The sequence below is a fragment of the Vibrio sp. 704 genome, from assembly GCF_033339295.1.
Genome location: NZ_JAWOUH010000558.1, coordinates 1 through 644, shown reverse-complemented (window position 1 = coordinate 644; position 644 = coordinate 1). Strand labels below are relative to the sequence as shown.

Here is a 644-nt window from a genome sequence, read left to right as displayed (position 1 = left end):
TTTGGAACAAAGCTCGGGCTTAATTATTGAGGCCGATGTAATAAGCTCTGAAGGTGTGGTGTACCCAGTGAGTTCGATTCTCTCTAAAGACGTACTCGACAAAACTCAACGCCAACTGTTAGTGAACATCGCCAAAGATCTAGGCATGGCGGAAGCGCAACTTCTCAATGCGCCACCTTGGACCGCAGCTCTGACCATCCAACTCGCGCTAGTCAATAAGCTTGGCTACGTATCAGACAAAGGTGTAGACATGCATCTAATTGGTTTAGCAGAGAAAAAGCGCCTACCAGTCCTCTCGTTAGAATCGGTGCAGTTTCAAATCGATCTTATTGCTGGTCAGCCAAATGGTGGGCAAGAAATGCTGCTGTCCTCGATAGACGAATACGAAGGTGGTGACAAGCTTGTACAGTGTTTGATAGAAAGCTGGAAAAGTGGTGATGGAAGTATGCTGGAAGAGGCATCTTTAACAGACAAAGCGACGGCAGATTTTAACGAAGCGTTCTTATATTCTCGCAACCGTGATTGGGCGAAAAAACTCGATACTGGCAGTGTGCTGCCTAAAAAGTCAGGTCGTTACACCGTTGTGGTTGGAAGTCTGCATCTGGTGGGGAAAGACAACCTTATCGATTTGCTCGCACAACGGG

Annotated in this window: 1 protein-coding gene; it reads left to right on the top strand. The window is 47.0% G+C overall.

All coding sequences use genetic code 11. The annotated features are described in order from the left end of the window. Positions 1-644 (top strand): TraB/GumN family protein (locus R7R24_RS27750; protein ID WP_318120285.1); only part of this gene is annotated, 644 nt, incomplete at both ends.